At 41.3% G+C, this 21808-nt stretch carries 16 protein-coding genes; 15 read left to right on the forward strand and 1 reads right to left on the reverse strand.

Annotated features, from left to right (window positions below; all coding sequences use genetic code 11):
- Positions 1-343 precede the first annotated feature (343 nt).
- From spoIIQ to GHD00_RS18435, 13 genes are all read left to right on the forward strand, one after another.
- Entirely contained in the window at positions 344-1231 is an 888-nt protein-coding gene (spoIIQ, locus tag GHD00_RS18375) for a stage II sporulation protein SpoIIQ (protein WP_163539664.1), read from the forward strand.
- Positions 1232-2080: 849 nt separating this feature from the next.
- The gene (locus GHD00_RS18380; protein WP_163539665.1) at positions 2081-3109 is read left to right on the forward strand and encodes an AimR family lysis-lysogeny pheromone receptor; all 1029 of its coding nucleotides are present in this window, start codon (positions 2081-2083) and stop codon (positions 3107-3109) included.
- Between the two features lie 480 nt (positions 3110-3589).
- Complete coding sequence (spoIIID, locus tag GHD00_RS18385) at positions 3590-3892, forward strand: sporulation transcriptional regulator SpoIIID (RefSeq protein ID WP_163539666.1); 303 nt, start codon at positions 3590-3592, stop codon at positions 3890-3892.
- A gap of 249 nt (positions 3893-4141) precedes the next feature.
- Positions 4142-5140 carry a rod shape-determining protein gene (gene mreB / locus GHD00_RS18390; RefSeq protein ID WP_163539667.1) on the forward strand — a complete coding sequence of 333 codons (999 nt, stop codon included), beginning with the start codon at positions 4142-4144 and terminating at the stop codon, positions 5138-5140.
- A 53-nt stretch (positions 5141-5193) separates the two neighbouring features.
- Positions 5194-6018: a flagellar hook-basal body protein gene (locus GHD00_RS18395; RefSeq protein WP_163539668.1), complete on the forward strand. Its 825-nt coding sequence runs from the start codon at positions 5194-5196 to the stop codon at positions 6016-6018.
- Positions 6019-6033: 15 nt separating this feature from the next.
- Positions 6034-6855, forward strand: a complete 822-nt coding sequence (locus tag GHD00_RS18400) for a flagellar hook-basal body protein (protein WP_163539669.1) — start codon at positions 6034-6036, stop codon at positions 6853-6855.
- Positions 6856-6872: 17 nt separating this feature from the next.
- Entirely contained in the window at positions 6873-7193 is a 321-nt protein-coding gene (locus GHD00_RS18405; protein ID WP_163539670.1) for a DNA-directed RNA polymerase subunit beta, read from the forward strand.
- Positions 7194-7912: 719 nt separating this feature from the next.
- Positions 7913-8329: a 3-hydroxyacyl-ACP dehydratase FabZ gene (gene fabZ / locus GHD00_RS18410; RefSeq protein ID WP_163539671.1), complete on the forward strand. Its 417-nt coding sequence runs from the start codon at positions 7913-7915 to the stop codon at positions 8327-8329.
- Positions 8330-8950: 621 nt separating this feature from the next.
- Positions 8951-9229 carry a hypothetical protein gene (locus tag GHD00_RS18415; RefSeq protein WP_163539672.1) on the forward strand — a complete coding sequence of 93 codons (279 nt, stop codon included), beginning with the start codon at positions 8951-8953 and terminating at the stop codon, positions 9227-9229.
- 199 nt (positions 9230-9428) lie between these two features.
- Positions 9429-10301 carry a TetR/AcrR family transcriptional regulator gene (locus GHD00_RS18420; RefSeq protein WP_163539673.1) on the forward strand — a complete coding sequence of 291 codons (873 nt, stop codon included), beginning with the start codon at positions 9429-9431 and terminating at the stop codon, positions 10299-10301.
- Positions 10302-10386: 85 nt separating this feature from the next.
- Complete coding sequence (locus tag GHD00_RS18425) at positions 10387-11241, forward strand: efflux RND transporter periplasmic adaptor subunit (RefSeq protein ID WP_163539674.1); 855 nt, start codon at positions 10387-10389, stop codon at positions 11239-11241.
- A 2-nt stretch (positions 11242-11243) separates the two neighbouring features.
- A complete protein-coding gene (locus GHD00_RS18430) occupies positions 11244-14312 on the forward strand; it encodes an efflux RND transporter permease subunit (RefSeq protein ID WP_163539675.1) in 3069 nt (1022 codons plus the stop codon).
- A 146-nt stretch (positions 14313-14458) separates the two neighbouring features.
- Complete coding sequence (locus GHD00_RS18435) at positions 14459-15424, forward strand: nuclease-related domain-containing protein (RefSeq protein ID WP_163539676.1); 966 nt, start codon at positions 14459-14461, stop codon at positions 15422-15424.
- A 180-nt stretch (positions 15425-15604) separates the two neighbouring features.
- Here the strand turns inward: GHD00_RS18435 and GHD00_RS18440 are convergent, their stop codons facing one another.
- Complete coding sequence (locus tag GHD00_RS18440; RefSeq protein WP_163539677.1) at positions 15605-16297, reverse strand: hypothetical protein; 693 nt, start codon at positions 16295-16297, stop codon at positions 15605-15607.
- Between the two features lie 105 nt (positions 16298-16402).
- Between GHD00_RS18440 and GHD00_RS18445 the strand changes: the two genes are divergently transcribed.
- Both GHD00_RS18445 and GHD00_RS18450 read left to right on the forward strand, forming a co-directional pair.
- The gene (locus GHD00_RS18445; protein WP_163539678.1) at positions 16403-19147 is read left to right on the forward strand and encodes a M14 family metallopeptidase; all 2745 of its coding nucleotides are present in this window, start codon (positions 16403-16405) and stop codon (positions 19145-19147) included.
- Positions 19148-19172: 25 nt separating this feature from the next.
- Positions 19173-21641 (forward strand): cell wall-binding repeat-containing protein, encoded by a 2469-nt coding sequence (locus GHD00_RS18450; protein ID WP_163539679.1) that lies wholly within the window; start codon positions 19173-19175, stop codon positions 21639-21641.
- The last annotated feature ends 167 nt before the right edge of the window (positions 21642-21808 follow it).

The following is a 21808-nucleotide window of genomic DNA, read 5'->3' on the forward strand; positions in this document are numbered from 1 at the left end:
GTCCGGATTTAGGGGGTCAGTGCAGAAGCGTCCTTTGCTTCCGAGGAGGCTGAAGCGTTCCCCACGGCAAAGAAGACACTGCGAAAGCAACCAAAGGAAGCTTGAGTAGATGTCGCACTTGTGCCCTAGGGTGAAAGCGAGTGTTTTTCCGCAGCGACGATTAAGCACTCATCTTTAAACCAGTGGTATAAGTTACTGCGCAGTTTATGGATATTGTTCAAGGCGGTTTATTTTAAAAAGCAACCGCCTTTTTGAAAATAATCTTTTATTTTGTGAAAAAAAATATTATTTTATGTATATTTTATTCTCCATTTGATCACAATGGTTGCTGAGGTGATGCTAAATGGAGGAAAACAAGAACGTTTCAAAAAACAAGTGGAAGCGTATCTTCAAGAAAAAATGGTTCTTTCCGGCGGTTTATTTGTCAGTAGCTGCATTGTTATTAACAGGGGTGCTTTGGTATCAAAATGTGTCTAATCAAGTTCCAGATCTAGCAGAAGATATGGAAGAGGAGTTGAATGAAGATCTTCAGTCTAATGATCAAGACAACCCAGATGAAGATGCTACTACCGTGATGCAACAGCAAGAATCTTTACAGATGCCAGTTTCAGAGGATCTTCAAGTAGAAATCGTTACAAAGTTTTATGATTACAATGCGGATGCAGAAACACAAGAGCAAGGGTTAATTTTATATGAAAACAAATTCTATCAAAGTGATGGTGTTGCCATTTCTACATCTGATAATCAAGCATTTGATGTAATGGCTTCTCTATCAGGTGAAGTAGTAGAATTGAAGCAAGATCCTTTACTAGGCAATGTTGTAAAGATGGAGCATGACCAAGGAATTACTACTTATTATGCTAGTCTTGAAGAAATTTTTGTAGAAGAGGGCACACAAGTAGAACAAGGACAATCCATCGGTACAGCAGGTCAAAATGCGATTGGACAAGACAACGGTGTACATGTTCACTTTGAAGTACGTAAAGATGATACACCCGTAAACCCAGAAAACTTTATTAATCAGCCTATCCATAAAATCGCAGCCCCTGATGAGGACGATGCGGAAAGTGAAGAAGAGTCTTCCGAAGAAGAAGCTAGCACAGAAGATGATGCTACAGAAGATGATTCTGAACAAGAGGAAGAGGACCAATCGGAAATGAATGAAGAAGAACAAGAGCAAGAAGAATCTACAGATGAAACTGAATCATCAAGAGCAATGGAACGCACATAAACGATATTATGGTTTCATGGAGGAAAACCACGGAGAAAAAATCTCCGTGGTTTTTCAGTATATTCACGGCGATTCTAGCAGAGATAGCCGGGAGAAAGGTAGATGGCAGGCCTCTAACGGCAGTATGGAAAGAGGGAGATAGGAAAAACTATAGATAGAAGCCTTCTAATGGCAGTTTTGAAAGAGGAAGCCAGGAAAAACTATAGATAGAAGCTTTCTAACGGCAGTTTTGAAAGAGGAAGGTAGGAAAACTGAAGATACAAGCCTTCTAATGGCAGTATGGAAAGAGGGAGACAGGAAAAACTATAGATAAAAGCCTTCTAATGGCAGTATGGAAAGAGGGAGACAGGAAAAACTATAGATAGAAGCCTTCTAATGGCAATATGGAAAGAGGAAGGCAGGAAAAACTATAGATAGAAGCTTTCTAACGGCACTTCCGATACAGGAATCCGGGAACTGCCCTCTGACGATATTTTAATCAAACTATCACATAAAAATGTCAAATAGAAGTTTCTCAAAAAAAGCAGTATTAGCTAAAATAAATATTTGCACTCATTAATATCGAAGGAAGTAATGAATAGGCGTTATTGATCAAATTTCTTACATTAATTTCTAAAAACAATCGCTATTCATAAGTAAATATGGTAAAATTTTATGTAGAGAAAAGGAATTCCAAATGAAATGTTTCATCACATTGTCCCAGAGTTCTTCGCTATTCTACTCTTTTCGATCGCAAATAAATCAAATACTGTCGAGAATGTAAGGTAAATGACGAACGATTTTACTTTTTACCCCCTTGCATAATTCTTCGAATGTGAAATAATTAATAATTGTGAAAGGAGAAGAGCAATGATTTCTACAAAAATGAACCAAGGGACAATGAAACAAACTGAATTAAATGTGACACTGGAACTGCATCAATTTATGACAATGGTCAGCCTAGATAATAATGAAAAAGAAATGCTTCGTTTAGCGAAACAATTCTGTTATCAATCCAAATCTTCTTTAGATCAACGCTTAGCTTTAGAATTGTTTTATATCAACAAAATGGATCAAGAACTTCAGCATTTTATAGAAAAAAATAAAGAAAGTGAGCATACGTTAAATCAGAAATATGCTTTGCTTTATCAGTTGATGTTCGATATAAGCCAAAATAAATCGATACATAAAATACGTAAATGCGCACAAGCCATAAGGTGTGACCATCCTGAATTACGCTGTTTACGATATTTTTTATATATTGAATTAGACGTTTGTGTTTATCAATATGATCGAATAGGTTATTATTTAGGTAAAATCCAACAACTGCTTCCTAGAATAGAGAACCCGCTTTTAGTAACATTCTACAACATTAGAATCCACAGCCAATTATTTATGTATTACTGGAAAAGAAATGAATTAATTCTTGCTCGAAAACATGCATATGAGGTACTGCATACACCTTATCATTTAAGAGCAAAAGCACAAATTCATATTTATATGGCATTAAGCTATATTTATGAAGATTTTTATTCCAGTATATACCATATCGAAGAAGCAAAAGAAATTGCCCAATCCTTAAATGACAACCAAACCTTAAAAAACATTTCAACCTATACAAAACCATTTATTTGTGCTCATTTTGGTGAAGTGGATAATGTTGAAACCGTTGATCCAGTAGAGCAAGCACATATCGAAATTGCAAAAGGAAATAGAAAAAAAGCAATTCAATTATTAGAGAGCATCGTGAATCCTTCACCATTTACACAATATTACTTAGGATTAGCAACTAAGAAACAGCACTTTTTCATTCATTCTTACCAGTCTTTCATGGAGAAAAGGAGTGATCACTTTTTTGCTAGACTTCCATTGAATGCGACACAAATGGTAGGCCTTTAAAAAAATGAATAAGGGGAATAACGAGATATGTCTATTCAGAAAAAAAGTTGTGTCAGGGAATTTAAACAATGTTTGTTGTATGAACGTAGGAAGTTGAGCAGAGCATCAGACCCAGATTATGGCGATATTGGTTAACAGAAAAAAGTGATGGTTTGCACCTGCAGCCATCACTTTTTTTGTATGGTCAAACGCTCGTCCCCCGAATTAGTAGTCATATTGGTGTATTCGTTTTAATACAATGATACAAACCACTAACCATTTGTCTAAGGTGAGAATTTAGGACGTCTCATAGCAGATTTCCTAAAAAAAGAATGGAAAGTTCCACACATATTAGTGAATCATCTAATCAGGCTCTTATTTTGATCCTCTTTTGTTAACCGTACATTTTTTATAAAAAAATACTCTTATCATTACATGTCGATTTCTTCATAGCTTGTCTCTGTTCACACCTTGGACTGACAACTTAGGGAGGCGAGTGATGTGCATGATTACATCAAAGAACGTACATTGAAGATTGGCAAGTATTTGGTCGAAACGAAAAAAACCGTTCGACTGATTGCGAAGGAGTTTGGGGTCTCCAAAAGTACAGTGCACAAAGACTTAACCGAACGGCTGCCCGAACTTCATCCCGAATTAGCCAATGAGGTAAAAGAAATTTTAACCCATCATAAGGCGATTCGCCACTTAAGAGGTGGGGAAGCAACCAAAATGAAATACCAGTCAAATGAAATGAACGAACCCTCAGAAATTCATACACCAACTCAACCTTTAATCACAAAATAACTTTGTTGCTTGATCCTCTTCATCATACATAAATTCTTCTAAATCATAAGCTCATCCATGCCTTTTTTTCTTAACAATCATACTTTTGTCCCGATTCGACAACCATCCGACATAATTCTAAATTTCTATCCAATTTTCAGTGAAAATTAGTAACGTAATGAAAAAAATTGTGCTATTATATATAGTTAGAGGCATTGTGTTCAAGTTCGGATACGACGCAATTGAGTGAAGTAAGGAGGATCAACTTTCATGTTTGCAAGAGATATAGGGATAGATTTAGGTACGGCAAATGTTTTAATCCACGTGAAAGGCAAAGGCATTGTCCTTGATGAGCCTTCTGTTGTTGCGATGGATCGCAATACAGGAAAAGTATTAGAAGTGGGAGAAGAAGCTAGACGCATGGTTGGACGTACACCTGGTAATATTGAAGCGACTCGTCCGTTAAAAGATGGTGTCATAGCTGATTTTGATGTAACGGAAGCGATGTTAAGATATTTTATTAATAAAATCAATGTCAAAGGATTTCTTTCGAAGCCAAGAATGCTTATTTGCTGCCCAACGAACATTACGAAAGTAGAGCAGAAAGCGATTAAAGAAGCTGCTGAAAAATCTGGCGGTAAAAAAGTTTACTTAGAAGAAGAACCAAAAGTAGCGGCAATCGGAGCAGGTATGGACATCTTCCAACCAAGCGGTAATATGGTTGTCGATATTGGTGGCGGTACAACCGATGTTGCCGTTTTATCTATGGGAGATATCGTGACAGCACAATCGGTCAAAATGGCAGGCGATAAATTTGATGCAGAAATTTTGCAATACGTCAAACGTAAGTACAAGCTGTTAATTGGGGAACGGACGGCAGAAGATATTAAAATTAATGTCGGCACGGTATTTCCAGGATCTCGTAAGGAAGAAATTGATATTCGCGGACGAGACATGGTAAGCGGCCTGCCTAGAACGATCACGATTGGATCTAAAGAAATCGAAGAATCATTAAAAGAATCGATTTCGTTAATCGTGCAATCGGCGAAAACCGTTTTAGAAAAAACACCACCAGAATTGTCAGCAGACATTATTGACCGCGGTGTCATCTTAACTGGCGGCGGTGCTATGTTACATGGATTGGACCAGTTACTAGCAGAAGAATTAAAAGTCCCTGTTTTACTTGCAGAAGAACCAATGAATTGTGTGGCAAAAGGGACAGGTATCATGTTAGAAAATATCGATAAATTAGAGCGTTCGATTGTATAAATATATACATACATCTTATCTCGAGTTAAGAGGCTTAAGAGAGGAGACGTAAGATGTTAAGAGGTTTTTACACAGCTACTTCAGGAATGATGGCACAGCAGCGGAAACAGGAAATATTGTCAAACAACATAACAAACGCCCAGACGCCTGGCTATAAGCAGGACCAAGCACCATTAAGATCATTCCCCGAACTTTTAATACACAAAGTAGAAAATCATGATATCCCAACTAGGTCAGGTTTCAAACCGAGAACGATGACAGAACTGGGTGCGATTAATACGGGTGTTTATGTAAATGAAGCGATACCAGACTTTGCACAAGGTGCTTTAAGGGAAACGGGAATGACGACAGATATGGCGATTGAGCAAGTGGATGCACCGGATGAGAATGGGTCTGTATTTTTTGCTGTACAAAATGGCGATGGGGAAGAACGTTATACGAGAAACGGGAACTTCACCGTAGATGGAGATGGACTTTTAACGACGAATCACGGGTTTTATGTATTAGATGCGGACGGAAATCCGATTCAAACAGACGGCCAGGAATTTGATGTCACGACAGAAGGAGTAGTAGAACTCGATGGAGAAGCTATTCCTTTAGCATTGTCTTACAGCGCTGAACCAGGTCAGTTAACGAAAAATGGACAAGACCTTTTAGAGCTAGCGGAAGACGCGGATGAATTAGCAGACGCTAGAGCTGTAGACGGTCTTCAAATTTCCGTTCAGCAGCGCTTTTTGGAAAGATCTAATGTCGATGCGGGCCAGACAATGACAAGCATGATGGAAGCTTATCGCTCGTTCGAAGCCAACCAAAAAGTAGTACAAGCCTATGACCGCAGCCTAGATAAAGCAGTCAACGATATCGCAAGACTTGGTTAAAGGAGTAAAAGAATCATGACAAGAATGACATGGCAAGCAGCCGCAACCATGAGCCAATTGCAGAATAAGCTTGATACGATCAGCAACAATATTGCTAATTCCAGTACAACGGGTTATAAAACACGTGAGGGTAACTTTTCATCACTGCTCGTTCAACAGCTCGAACAAGTAGATGACCCGGAAGCTCAGGATCCTAGGCAGACGCCAGAGGGCATCAGATTAGGATCCGGCGCCATGCTAGGCCACACCAACGTCAATTTGAAGCAAGGATCGATTCAAACAACAGAGCGCCCGTTAGATGTGGCGTTATTAGAGCCTAACCAGCTATTTGAAGTCGGTGTGTTTGAGAACGGAGTGGAGGAAACCCGTTATACGCGAGCAGGCAATTTTTATTGGAGTCCAATGGATGATGGACAAGTCATGCTAGTGACATCAGACGGGAATCCAGTCTTAGGGGAGGATGGCCCAATCCTACTCGATGATCAAATGGATGATTTGGAAATTAGCGAAAGCGGTCAAATCAATGTTACAAGAAATGGACAGCAAGCAGTCGAAGGTCAGATTAATGTAGTCGAAGCAGTCCGCCCGCGTTTATTAGAAGCTGCTGGAGATAGTTTATTTCGACTTTCTGATGAAACGTTAAATACATACGGTGTGGATGAAGTGATTGGTGCAGTGGAGGATATTCAATTGAAAAGCGGTGCATTGGAAACCTCCAATGTGGATTTAGGCAAGCAAATGACTGCTATGCTTGAGTCTCAACGAGCATACCAATTTAACGCCAGAACGATATCTATGCATGATCAGATGAAAGGTTTAATTAATCAGTTTAGGTAAGGTAAGGAGCCATTTTTATGTCTAAGCAAACGAGATCTGAACAAAAGCGCAAATGGAAGAGCATGTTAGATCGCCTGCCATTTAAAAGAAGCCAGCAAACAGAGGAAGAAAAAGAGGAAAAAAAGCGACGCAAAAGATCAAGAAAAGAAGAAAAAACCTATGTAAGGCGTCTTGTTCCGGTTTGGCTGAAAATCATCATCATTTTAGTATTGAGCTTATTATCATTACTAATCGGTATGATGATTGGCTTCAGTGTCTTAGGCGATGGTCATCCTCTGGATGTGCTCAGGGTAGAAACATGGAAGCACATCATCGACATTGTATGGGCGGATAAATAAATTTTTTCATAGTGAAAACCACGGACATTGAAGTGCACCCCAAAAGGTAGAGTGAAAATCTAACCTTTGGGGGTCACCTCACTTTCCGTGGTTTTTATCGTGTGTGGTCTCGCGATGGTTTGAAGGAAATGGTTCTAAAGGCAGGTTTGGAATAGTTGTCAGGGAAAAACTGCGGATAGAAGCCTTTTAATGGCAGTTTAGGGATAGTGGTCAGGGAAAAACTGCGGATAGAGTCCTTCTAAAGGCAGTTTAGGACTAGTATGCAGAGGGAAACTGCGGATAGAGTCCTTTTAAAGGCAGTTTAGGGCTAGTATTCAGGGGGAAACTGCGAATAGAAGCATTTTAAAGGCAGTTTAGGGCTAGTGGCCAGGGGGAACTGCGGATAAAGTCCTTCTAAAGGCAGTTTAGGGCTAGTGGCCAGGGAAAAACTGCGGATAGAGTCCTTCTAAAAACAGTTTTGGACTAGTATTCAGAGGGAAACTGCGGATAAAGCATTTTAAAGGCAGTTTAGGGCTAGTATTCAGGGGGAACTGCGGATAGAAGCCTTTTAAAGGCAGTTTAGGGCTAGTATTCAGGGGGAACTGCGGATAGAAGCCTTTTAAAGGCAGTTTAGGGCTAGTATTCAGGGGGAAATTGCGGATAAAGCATTTCACTCTAATAAATAGGATTTTCCGATACAATTTGATATACTTTTTCTAGATTGGAAAGGAGAAATGAACATGGATATTGAACAAATTAAAGAAACGATTCCGCATCGATACCCTTTTTTATTAGTGGACAAAATCACGGAACAAGATGAAAAGAGAGTTGTCGGTCAAAAAAATGTCTCGATTAACGAGCCATTTTTTCAAGGGCATTTTCCTGACTATCCAGTAATGCCAGGTGTTTTGATCGTCGAATCTCTTGCGCAAGTAGGCGCAGTAGCTATTTTAAGCAAAGAAGAGAATAAAGGCAAAATCGGTTTTCTTGCTGGAATTGATAAATGTCGTTTCAAAAGACAAGTGAAGCCTGGCGACCAATTAAATCTGGAAGTGGAAATCATTCGCCTAAAAGGCCCAGTCGGAAAAGGAAAAGCAACCGCAACTGTAGACGGAGAACTAGCCTGCGAAGCCGAAATCACCTTCGCCGTAAAGTAAAGAGAAGTGACGTCACTTCTCTTTTTTTGATCCATTCTCCTATTGTTTGGTGTTTTCCGTCACTGTTGAGCAAAACTTAAGCCTTAAAAAAGCTCTGAATACCGTTCCAGAAATATACTTCGCTTTCCGCGGGCACGGTTTCAGCTTCCTCGACAGCTCATTCTTCGCTGTCTGCGGGATCTTCAGCTCTCGCTATTCCCGCAGGAGTCTACGTATATTTCTTCCACTGGTGAGTAGTAAGATTGATGATTTTTCTACCTTAAAACGTGCACCAATCAGCTGCGGAAAAATGCGAGATTCTTGTAGGAAAGGAACAGTCTGAAAACTCCACAGCAAGCGTCCCCACGGTAAAGAAGACACTGCGAAGGCGACCAAAAGGGAGCTTGAGTAGATGTCGCACTTGTGCCCTTGGGGTGAAAGTAAGTGTTTTTCCGCAGCGATTCTTTGCACACAGCTCCGGAAGAATGTTAGAAAGTCATACTAAAGTTACTGCAGATATTGTGCCTCAAGTTGTATTTTATAAAGCAACAAATTTTTTAAAAAACACCCTTTTATTTTTGGAATAATTTTTACAGATGTTGGTTAACCTAGCAGTGAACATTAATCTAAGGAGGATACACCATGAATAAAAAATACTTAAAATGGCTAGGTGCTTTGGCCTTATCTTCTGCTATGTTAACAGCTTGTGCAGCAAATGAAGATGACCAAGAGCAACAAGAAGAACAACCTAACGGCGGTCAAGAAGAGCAACAACAGCAACAACAGCAAGAAGAACAGCCTAATGGCGGACAAGAAGAACAAGATCCTGGTGAAAATGCAGAAGAAGAGCTAGATGAAATGGAACAAGAAATGGAAGACACAATGGAAGGCGAAAATAACAAGGATCAAAAAGAAGAATAACAAACAAAAAGTCTTTCCTTCTATTATAGTAAGGAAGGACTTTTTTATTTGCTAAACTTCTCCGCACATTCTACTCCCTCCAATATTGAAACACCTCCATATTGATGATATAGTATGACTGACTGGTCATTCAAAATAAAAATATAATATAACGAAACCAACCAGGATTTCCCTGCGTATATAGAAAGCGAGGATCAATATGGATAACAAAAAAGTACGTATTATAGAGGAAAGCATGAAGCTATTTTCCGAAAAAGGCTTCCACGCTACCTCCATTCAACAAATAGCCAACAAAAGCGAAGTCTCCAAAGGAGCATTTTACCTCCACTTTGACTCAAAAGACGAATTGCTAGTGGCCATTTTCGATCACTACACATCGATCGTCATGGAAAAACTGCAACATATCGATGAACATACCGAAAATCCAAAACAGCAGTTTGAAGAACAAATTCACATGTTCATTGAACTCTTTCAAGACCACAAAGAATACCTCATGATCCATTTCCGTGACAACATTAAACCAGGCGACAAAATGGATGAGCTCATGATCCGAGTCAACCGCCAAGGCTTTGATTGGACTAGAAAAATTCTAAAAGCGATGTACGGGGAAAAAGTCACCCCATATGTGGTAGACTTAGCGATTCAAATTGATGGGCTGATCCAAGGTTATTTCAAATGGATTGCCGTACATAACTTAACCTTTGATACCAAAAAACTAGCCGCTTATATTGCTAAACAAGTCGACATCTTAGTCACAGCCGTCATCGAACAAAACGAGCAACCGATGTTTACTCAAACACAGCTGCAATACCAATTTAACGAAAGCGAGCAAGAAAATCCGATAACACCCAGCGACATTATCAAACAGCTCGACCAAAAAATCGAAAACATGAAAATCGAAGGTGAAGAACACGAAGAACTAAAAGACGCACTCCACGTCATACAAGAAGAAATCAACAAAGAAAAACCAAAATCAATCATTCTAAAAAGCATGCTCGACCATCTCGAGCAATACGGTCCATTAAAATACTGGAGCAACCTGCTCGCACAGACATATCAACTAAAAAAATGACGCCGATGATCGGAAAGAGTCCGCCTAGAGCGAATCCGACAGGTGCAAACCATTTTTTTTATAAAAAAATGAGAGGGGACAATGTATGAAGCGCTTATTAAGCATGTCGTTAGCAGTTCTAATCTTATTGGCAGCCTGCTCCGGCAATAACGGAGAGGGCGAAGCAGAAGAGCGAATCACACCAGTCGAAACAGATGCAGTCACAACAGGAGATGTTGATATGGAGCGCCATTTCTATGGTCGCACCCAACCGATACACACTACACCAGTCATTCCCACTGTGGCAGGAGAAGTGGACAGTTTAGAAGCAGAAAAAGGCGAGGAAGTAGAAGAAGGAGACGTGCTTGCAACGATAGCCAGCCAACAAGGCTATATCGATATCGAAGCACCACAAGACGGGGTGATCACCCAATTAGAGGCACAAGAAGGCAACATGGTCTCCAACCAAGAACCATTTGCGGTGATCATCGATTTAGACGAACTTGCGATCTCCTTACAAGTTTCAGATGCCCAATTGCATTTATTTGAAGAGGGAGACGAAGTGAGCTTTACGGTGGCAAATGAAGAGGCACAAGAAGCGGTGATTGACTATATGGCAAATACCGCTAATGAATCTGGACTTTTTCCAGTAGAGTTATCTTATAATAATGAAGAAACCCAACATAAAGCAGGAGTTGTCGCAAAAGTTACGATCAAGGAAACGGTTGCGGAGAATTCTTTATTGATTCCGACCGCTGCACTTATTGAAGAAAATAGCGAAACATTTGTGTATACCGTTATCGAGGATCATGCGAAACGCATCGATGTGACAGTGGAAGCAACACAATCAGACATAACAGCTATTCAAGCTGAGGATATCAGCGAAGGAGATACTGTTATTACAAGTGGACATTTAACCATCACAGATGGAGATAAAATAGAAGTGGTAGGGGAGGATTAATCATGAAGCTAGTCCAAACATCGGTAAAGCGTCCTGTCGGTGTAATCATGATTGTCCTTGCCATTATTGCGATGGGGATTATTTCTGTACGAAATTTAGCGATCGATCTTTTTCCAGAGATTGAACTGCCTGTCGCAGTAGTTGCAACCAATTATCCAGATGCAGCACCACAAGAAGTAGAGAAGCTTGTCTCAGAGCCGATTGAGGGATCGTTAAGCTCCGTAGAAGGGGTAAATACGATCCAATCCCAATCCGAATCAGGGACATCTCTTGTTGTAATCATGTTTGAAAATGGCACCGACCTTGATAATGCTTTATTAGAAGTAAGGGAAAGTGTCGATCAAGTCAAAGGCTTTTTACCAGAAGGGGCGAATGAGCCTAGTGTTTTAAGGTTTAACCCTAATCAAATGCCAATCATGTGGGTTGGGCTGACAGGTGCCGATACGACGAAGCTCCAGTCAATCGCAGAAGATACGGTCTCGCCTTATTTTGAGCGGCAAAGCGGTGTCGCTTCTGTTGCGATCGAAGGTGGAGAAGAACGTGTGATTGAACTAGAACTGGATCGTGCAGCCATGAATCAGTATGGAGTCAACACACAATTGATCCAGCAAGCACTAGCAGGCGCCAACCAATCGGCATCAGCTGGTTCGATCCAAAAAGGGGATCAAGATCTTCAGCTGCGGATTAATGGCACCTTTAACTCGACACAAGATATAGCAGAAACAATCATTCAGACACCTCAAGGAAGTCAAATAACTGTCCGTGATGTGGCAGAATTAAAAGATACGCACCAGCAAAATGGTACAACGCTAGTAAATAATGAGCCAGCAGTTGTCTTAAGTATTTTAAAACAGTCTGATGGCAATACCGTAGAAGTTTCGGAACAAATTACACAAGCAATGGGTGATCTAGAAGAAGATCTGCCATCAGATGTTAACTTGGATGTTGTAGTCGATACTTCCACTTTTATTAATCAATCGATTAATTCAGTGGTTCAAAATATGATATTTGGCGGGATCTTCGCATTACTTGTCCTATTACTTTTCTTAAAGAGCATACGGGCAACGATCGTTATCGGTGTATCAATTCCAATCGCGATTGTTTCTACCTTTGTGCTGTTATATTTCACAGGGGAAACGTTAAATGTCTTAACCATGGGTGGTCTCGCACTTGGCATCGGGATGATGGTCGACAGTTCGATTGTCATATTAGAAAATATCGTTTCTTACCGGCAAAAAGGCTACTCGATGAAAGAAGCTGCGACAAAAGGGGCTTCCGAGCTAGCGCCTGCGGTGATTGCTTCTACTACGACGACATTGGTTGTATTTCTGCCCATTGTGTTTGTCGATGGCATTGCATCTGAATTATTTACACCATTAGCTTTAACGATTGCCTTTGCGCTGATTGCGTCATTGCTAGTTGCTGTAACTTTAATTCCTATGTTGTCATCCAAATTATTGACCAACGTGTTTAAAGAAAGCGGCAGACGTTATTGGTTCGACCGCTTCTTAAATAGAATGATTCGAGGCTATCAACGTGTCTTAGAAGGCGCATTGAAGCTAAGGAAAACAACGATTGCGATCACCATCGCAGCGATTGCTGGAAGCATTGCCTTAACACCATTTATCGGTGCATCGTTTATTCCAGAAGGAGATCAAGGCCAGATTAGTATTGCGGTCGATACGCCAGCTGGAACATCAGAAGAAAAAACATTAGAGATTACCACTCAGATAAATGAACGATTAGCCGCATATGACGATGTGATTGACATGAATTATGTGTATGTCAAAGGCCAAAATGCAACCGACGCTGTCATGACTGGGGAAGGAGCGGCTAATTACACGATACAGCTCATCCCTTCAACTGATCGGGAGACGTCGACTGCAGAAGTGATGCAGCAAATCGATGATGAATTAAACACGATTGCAGGAGCAGATATTACCGTTTCCGAGATGAGCTCTGGCGGAATGAGTGTCGGAGATCCGGTCCAAATCCAATTATCAGGTCCTGAGTTAGATGTCTTAGAAGAGCTAAATGATCAAGTCATGGCAGAGATTTCGGAGATAGAAGGGGTCTATAATCCAACTTCTTCGTTATCCGATACTCAACCAGAAATGCAGGTTCAAGTGGACAGAGCGTTAGCGGCACAGTATGGCTTAAGCTACCAAGAAGTGATGAGTCAAATTCAAGTTGCCTTCACTGGCCAAACCGTGATGCAATATCGTGAAGCGGGAGATGAGATGGACGTTGTCCTCATGTACCCAGAAGATGAGCGTTCTACGATCAATGATTTAGAAAATGTACAGATTCAAAATCAGCAAGGAACACAAGTCCCATTAACAGCGATCGCTGACTTGGAACAAGTGCAAAGTGCTGCTACGATTACACGTGAGAATCAACAGCGGCAAGTAAACATTACAGCAGGCCTTGTCGGAAGAGATCTTGGCGGCGTTTCACAGGATATCGAACAAACATTAAACGCCATGCATTTTCCCGAAGATTACGACCATTCGATTGGCGGGCAAGCAGAGGATATGGCCGAAGCATTTGCGGATTTAAGCGTAGCGCTCGTCTTGTCGATTTTCTTAGTGTATGCGGTGATGGCGGTGCAGTTTGAGAATTTCTTATATCCGTTCGTGATCATGTTCTCGATGCCGGCGACAGTTGTTGGGGTCTTGGGCGGATTGTTTATCACCGGCCAGCCGATGTCTGTCACCGCCTTTATCGGGGTGATTATGCTCGCAGGTATTGTTGTTAACAATGCGATCGTATTGGTGGATTATATTAATATCCTCAGACGACGGGGGATCGACCGGCATGAAGCGATCGTGGAAGCAGGGAAAACGAGGCTGCGGCCGATTTTAATGACAACCTTAACGACGATCCTTGCCATGATCCCATTAGCACTCGGATACGGAGAAGGGGCAGAAACACAGCAACCAATGGCGATTACGGTCATCTTTGGTCTAGCAGTGTCCAGTCTATTCACCCTTGTGTTAATACCAGTCGTTTACACCTATTTCGACAGTTTATCAGAGAAGGTGAAAGGACTGTTTCGGAAAAGAGCATAAATAAGAGATGAGGCTGAAGCGTTGCCCGCGGAAAGCGAGTATATGCCAGTTGCGTGATTAAGGAGCTGCAATAAAACAGCTCCTTTTTTTGTGGAAATTTTTTCTTGGATAAGATATGCTAAAAGAAAAAAAGGAGTGTCCCTCACATGATCCCCGCTGTTCCCCTCGTGCATCGAAAGTACGAAGCCCTTCGCAACCGGCTTCCAGCTGATCACATGCAGTATTCCACAATCGATGATTTTTGCCGTCGTTATCATTCCGGTTATCAAGGCGAGCAGTCACTCGGCTATTATATAGATCTCTTAGCCGATCTTGATATTCATTGGTTGAAGCGGCTGCGGCTCAAGTATCAGCATTATTTCCAAATCGACTTATTGTGTGTCACACCTTCCTTTCTTTTGTTAATCGAATCCAAAAATATCACTGGCTCGATTTATTTTGATCCGTATGCAAAGCAACTGCTGCGCCAAATCGATGATCAGCAGAAACTTTTTTCAGATCCCTTACTACAAGTTGGCTTACAAGCCAAGCAGCTTCGGCAATTTCTGTCTCACACTGACTTCCCATCTCTCCCGATTCACACCATCTCGGCATTCACCAATCGTAATGGCCATTTATTGCTCCAAGATTATAAAGATCGCGACCGCATCCTCACAAGCCAAGAGCTGCCGTTTTATGTCGAGAACTTAGTCGCTAAGCATAATGTACCTAAACTCACAAGCTCTCAATGCGCACAACTCACCCGTTATTTAGAATCTCATCATCAAGAAGCAGACATCGACATTTTAAAAAAACACGCCATATTATGGGAAGAAATAAAGAAAGGCGTGCCCTGTCCCGCATGCTCTCGTTATCGAATGGCGCGGATCCGCCATCGCTGGGAATGCCCGCATTGCAACCACCGCTCGCATGATGCTCATATCCCGGTATTAACAGAATTAGCCCTGCTTGCAGGTAATCGCATTACCAATAAATTAGCAAGGGAATTTTTAATGATGGAGTCAAGACATGCTGCAGCAAAACTTCTTATCCGTGCAGGATTTGAGCGAGTAGGCACGGGAAAAGGAGCATATTATATACTGCCAGAATCGGAAGTGGCGCGAAAAAGCTAATTAGTGGCTCGAATCATCTGATTTGTGGCTCGAAAGCGGAAGATTGTGGCTCGAAAAGCAAAAAAAGTGGCGCGAAAACACCAAATTGTGGCGCGAAAGCCTTAAAGCCAACTCTCATATTCGAGCTCTAACATAAAAAAAGACCAGAAAATGCCTTCAGGCAGTTTCTGGTCTAACAGCTTATTCGCCATTTTGATAAACGATGTCGAGTGCGCCGATTTTCCAATCACCGCTGCTTGCTTGATAGAAAGTGACATTATACTCATATTGGCCGCTTAATTCCGTTGTGTGCTCACTTGTTAATTGGTATTTGCCATCTTCTAATTCTTCGATATTATAGCCATTTTCTTCATGGAATTTTGGCACTCCATCTGATGGAATTAAATATAATTTGCCGCCACCTTCTTCTAAGAGTCTATCCCAATGCTCTAACACGACTTCTTTATCGACAAAACCACTGAACTCTTCGGCAAATTCTTCTTTCGTTGTAATCGAGTAGAATGGATATCCAACCTGGCCTTCCATGCTGTCAAAGTCGACCATATTGTCAAGCTCATCTTGAATTCCGTCAAACTGCGCAATTAAGGACAGAAGCTCTTCTTCTGATGGTTCGGAGCTCTCTTCTGTAGAATCTCCTTCATTTTCTTCTTCTTGGCCTTCTTCAGAACCTGTTTCTTCTTCTGAATTGCCTTCGTCAGTTTCAGAAGATTCTTCCTCTTGTCCTGTTTCCTCTTCAGAACCTTCGTCCGTTTCTTCCTGATTGTTTTGTTCTTCTTGATCTCCGCCGGTCTGATTTTCTTCTGGCGTTTCACCAGTTTGGCATGCAGCTATTAAGAAAGCACTGCACAATAATGTGAATAATAATCTTATCATGATGTTTTCCCCCTTTATATAAGTAGACGTATGACAGATACCAAAAGTTTCACCTTTTCAAGACAATCAATTAATAGTAACATAATCTTGAAAGGAGCATGCATTGTGGCATATTGGAAACAATCTCTTATTACGTTATTTACCCTAATTTTCGTCATCTATTCATCTCATTCTATATTATTTGCAACCGAGCAAGAAGAATCGAATCAGATTCAGTTCAACGAATCGATTTATTTACAGTTAGAACAGGACATGTTTCTACCTATTAAACAAGGCAGTCATGTAGAAGTTCAAGACCTTGCTATTCTTACATATCAAGAAAAACAATATTCACTTGAAAATGTAGACTATCAAGAATCTGCTGAGGCAGAGGACATCACCGACCTAGATTCTATATCTCCTATTACGCAAGAAAACCTGGACTCATCTCTTATCATATTAGAACCGGTCGAATCCACTGATGATCAGCAATCAACTGAACAAGAATCAGATGAAGATAACGAAAACAGTAACACGGAACATGAGGAAAAAGAAGATCAAGAAGAAAACACCACAGATACAGAGCAAAAGGAAGAAGAAACAACAGAAAATGAGCAAGACACAACCGAAGACGAAACAACGGAAACAGGGCAAGACGCAACCCAAGAGGAGACGACAAAAGAACAATCTCCTGATAACGAGTTAACGTACGGCGACACTACCTTTTTCCAAGCAGATCAAAAAGATCTCCCTTTATTAAAGAAAGAAGACGGAGAGTTAGTCCAACAATCCACTTTAAAAAAAGGGAAAGTGTATCGCTTCTACCAAGACATAGGGAACTGGTTACGCGTCAAAATCGGCAATCAAATCTATTATGTATGGAAAGCGGCAACCATTCCAACAGAACAAGAGGTAGAGACCAATACACAATCAAGCAATCAACAGCTGCAAACGAAACAGACCGTATCTGTCTATGACAATAGCGGAAGTGGGTTAACATCTATCGGAACAATCGAACCATCCGCCACCATCGATTTTATTTCCAAACATGGTAACTGGTATAAAATTTCGTATTTAGGAAGAGCCGCTTATATTTACGGGACAGCGGTGATCGAGGTCAATCCAGACGAGTTAGATTACTTCATCCCAAAAATAGATCAGCTCAAAGTCTATCATCCTGGTAAAATACCATTTGCCAACCTAGCAATCAACGAAACTTATCAAATCATCGGAGAAGTAGGCAACTGGTTACAAGTAAAAATCGGAAAACATACCGGATATGTTTGGAAATCCGCTGTATGGAAAACAAGCGAGGAACCGATTCAAACCATCGAACAATCCGGCTTTCGAACATTCACCACCACACAAGAAGTACCCGTATTTGATAATAGCAGCGGAAGCTTAGTACAAGTCGGGACGATAGAAGAAGACGAAGAAATAACATTTATCAAAAAATCCGGCAACTGGTACCAAATCCGATTCGCCAACCGCACCGGATTCATTTATCACACAGGCGTACGCGAATCCTTTACAACCAGCATGCGATACTTCCAAGCAGACAAGTCAAACGTCCAAGTCATGGCACGGCAGAACGGCGAGCTAGTACCAATCGCCACCCTAAAACAAGGCCAAGCCTACGAGCGTCAATCCGACTACGGCAACTGGCATAAGATAAAGATCAGCAATCAGACCGGTTTTGTTTGGAAAAAACCAACATCACCCGCAACGAAAGGACAAATTCCGAACCTTTCTTCCAGCCAAGATGAGATAGCGTATTACCGAACAAGTAAAGGAGCTGACGTCTACGACAACTCATCGGGTTCCTTAGAATCCATGGGCGCACTAAAAAGTGGTCAAAATCTTCGCGCGATCAGCGTGAAAGGGAACTGGGTAGAAGTGGATTACTTGGGCAGGACAGGTTTTATTTATAAGCCTGCTTTAGATATTGTCGCAAAAGATGTGGTTTATCCTAAAACGGATTATACTTATGAACAGATGGAAAAAGATTTACAAGAACTACATTCGATTTACGACGATCAAATCGAAAGAAAAACAATCGGCCAATCGGTCGATGGGCGAAACATCTATGCCGTCAAACTCGGAACTGGGGATAAAGAAATCTTTATCAATGGTTCTCACCATGCCAGAGAGCATATGACGACAAATGTGGTCATGGAAATGTTAGATCAATATGCGAGTGCCAATGCTCGAAATGCGAACTATTACGGCTATTCAGTCCGCGAAATTTTAGCAGAGGTGTCGATTTGGTTTGTCCCAATGGTCAACCCTGATGGGGTTACCTTAGTGCAAAAGGGTCATTGGTCTGCCAATAATCCAAGAGAAGTATTACGATTAAACAATGGCAGCAGTGATTTTTCTTCATGGAAAGCGAATATCCGTGGAGTGGACTTAAATCGTCAGTATCCTGCTGATTGGAAGAATATTCGTTATGCAGCAGATAATCCAGGGCCAAAAAATTATAAAGGAACATTACCTTTAACCGAACCGGAAGTGAAAGCCATCTATGACTTTACCAATCAACGAAACTTTGAAACAACAGTTGCTTACCATTCATCTGGAGAGATTATTTATTGGTATTTTAATAATCCTTCCAGCACGTATGATCGAGATGAAGCAATAGCGGATCAAGTAGGCGACATCACTGGATATAGTCCGGTCACGCCAAGTGTGAACCCAAGTGGCGGCGGTTATACCGATTGGTTTGTGCAAGATCACCAATTACCAGGCTTAACGATGGAAATTTCTCCATACACCTATGGAAATCCAGTGCCGCTAAATTTCTGGGATAAAATATGGCAAGAAAATCGAACAGTAGGTATTTTTCTAGCGAATGAGGCCAAAAATCGTTAAATCATAAGGGAAGGAAACGATAATTATGGGGAGCACTATACGTAATTTTATCTCTATCTTTTTATTGATAATGGCAAGTTTTCAAGTAACAGAAGCGGTAGAGCTAGATCAGAATATCATTGATCAAGAAAATATCAAGCATCAATTGCGGCATGAAAAGAGTTCGTTCATGGTGCAATCTGCTGATATTCCTTCTAATCGTTTGATTGTTCATGTGGAGGATGGCGCTCAATTGCCTGCGAATCTAGCATTATTGGAAAAGCCTGCAGATTATGATGTGCTGGCAGAGCGAGGGCTTTATTTTCTGGAAGTAAAAGAGGGGGAAGATACCTCGAAGGCTCGATCTGTTCTGTTACAGTTAGAAGAAGTGCAAAAGGTGGAATATGATCAGGTCAATCAATTCCAAATGGATGTCTCGGATCCTTTTTATACGGAGCAGCAAGATTACTTAGAAAAGATGGGGTTTGTGGAGGCATGGGAGCAAACGACTGGATCTAGTGATGTGACCATTGGTGTCTTAGATACAGGAGTCGATGCTCATGCGGATTTACAGGATCGATTACAAGATGGCTATAACACGTTAGAGGATTCTAGTGATAGCACAGATGCACATGGCCACGGAACCCAAGTAACCGGAGTGATCGCAGCCAATCCTAATAATAAAGGATTGATCGGCGTCGATCATCAAGTAAACATTGTTCCTTTTAAAATATCAGAGGGAAAGGATATTTTAACAAGTGAAGCGGTGAAAGCTGTATATGAAGCAATTGACCGTGGTGTCGATATTTTAAATATGAGTTTTGCCGGTACTGGGCAGAGTGAAGCATTTAAAGAAGCCTTGTATGAAGCTTATCAGGAGGATATTCTATTAATTGCGAGCAGCGGGAACAATAATACGACATTATCTACATATCCAGCGGCTTATCCGTGGGTGTTAGGTGTAGGATCAGTGGATACAGAAGTGAAACGGTCTTCGTTTTCTAATTATGGGGATTGGTTAGACATCACAGCGGTCGGAGAGAGTATTATAACGACTAATCTGGATGACAGGTACAGCTATGTGGATGGAACATCGATTGCGACCCCTTTTGTAACAGGTCTTGCAAGCTTATTAAAAGAGAAAAATCCAGATTGGAGCGCAGGGGAATTAACTTATGCGATACAAGCATCCGCACAGAGTAGCGAAGAATGGGGTCTGGAAGTTGGATATGGGATGATCGATGCGGCGAATGCATTATCGATCAACGACATACCGTCACCACAAACGGTGAAATCATTCTCGTTAGGAGAGAGCGTATCAGATAAAATCGAAACACCAATGGAGACCGATACATATCATTTTCGGCTAGAGGCAGAGGAGGAGGTCATGCTTGATGTCCAAGATCTCCCTAAGGCCCTTGATGTGGTGCTTGTTTTAAGAAAAAGAGAAGATCAACAATTAGAAGAAATAGCGACGGTTGATGAGGCTAGAAAAGGCGGTACTGAATCGTGGGAAGGTACTCTAGAAGAAGGGGATTATTATGTAAGCATTTATGATTATAACCAGCATTGGTCAAAAGATGCTTATCAAGTACAAATGGCGTCAGAGTCTAAAAGCTACAGCATTCCGCGTATAAAAGGATCAACTCGAATCGAAACAGCCGTAGAAATCGCCAAGTTAGGCTGGCCGACGGGAGCGGATACTGCTATTTTAGCTACATCCTCTAACTTTCCTGATGCCTTAGCGGGAACGCCTCTTGCTTATCAATTAGATGCACCTATTTTGTTAACGGATGATAGTCAGTTAAGTAAAGCAACCAAAGAGGAGTTAGCTCGACTACAAGTAAATAATGTAGTGATTTTAGGCGGGACAGGAGCGATTTCTGAAGAGGTGGAACAAGATGTAACAGATATGGATATGGAGGTTGAGCGAATTGGCGGTATTGATCGGGAGAAAACGGCTCAATTGATTGCACAAGCGGTGGAATCCAACACGGATGAACCGGTGGAAACAGCGGTCGTTGTCTATAGCCGCAACTTTCCTGATGCGTTATCGATTGCGCCATATGCAGCTATGAACCAATATCCGGTTCTATTAACGAATAAAAATAGTGTGCCAGAATCAACGGAAGACTATTTGGCGGATATGGAAAATACGATCGTGATAGGTGGGGAAGGGGTCATTTCCAAAGAGGTGTATGACCAACTTCCGTCACCGGAAAGAATCTCAGGCACTGATCGATACGAAACGATGGAAGCTATTCATCAAACATTTGGCACAAGCAGAGATCACGGACTGATCGCGACAGGTAGTGAATTTGCCGATGCGCTGACTGGATCCGTGCTATCTGCCAAGCTTGATCAACCATTATTATTAGTACGACCTGATGAAATACCAACTGCGACAAGAAATGCTATCGATCTATTAAACATCCAACAGATTTCCATTCTAGGCGGTGACATAGCCGTCAACCAAAGCGTAGAAGAAGAATGGAAGACGATAAAAAACGAGTAAGGGTGAGCCTTACTCGTTTTTTTCTATTCGTGTTTTGTGTTGAACAAAACGACAGTGGGATGTGTGCTTAAATACCGCTCCAGAAATATACTTCGCTTTCCGGGGGCACGGCTTCAGCTTCCTCGGCAGCAAGCTGCCTGCGGGATCTTCAGCTCGCGCTGTTCCCC

It is taken from the genome of Gracilibacillus sp. YIM 98692 (genome assembly GCF_010993965.1).
GTDB lineage: Bacteria > Bacillota > Bacilli > Bacillales > Amphibacillaceae > Gracilibacillus.